The organism is Streptomyces celluloflavus, from assembly GCA_000720995.1.
Classification (GTDB): domain Bacteria; phylum Actinomycetota; class Actinomycetes; order Streptomycetales; family Streptomycetaceae; genus Streptomyces; species Streptomyces celluloflavus.
The window spans coordinates 1-208 of record JOEL01000186.1; the positions used below are offsets into that span (position 1 = coordinate 1).

The 208-nt window shown below is 66.3% G+C and carries 1 protein-coding gene; it reads right to left on the bottom strand.

Annotated features, from left to right (window positions below; genetic code table 11):
- A partial coding sequence (locus tag IH09_RS38705) for an AMP-binding enzyme (RefSeq protein ID WP_404827325.1) occupies positions 1 to 207 on the bottom strand: 207 nt, incomplete at its 3' end.
- Position 208: the final 1 nt, after the last annotated feature.

The window sequence follows — 208 nt, forward strand, 5'->3', positions numbered from 1 at the left end:
GAAAATCGCCTGCCATTCACGCACCTGCTCCACCGCAGACTCACCACTCACCCCCTCCTCCGCATCCAATTCGGCGGGGACGAGGTAGCCGACGAGGCGTTTGTCGCCTGGGCGGTCCTCGCGTACTACCGCCGCCGCCTGGCCCACACCGGGATGTGCTTCGAGGACCGCTTCTACCTCGCCCGGTTCGATACGGAAACCCCGCACC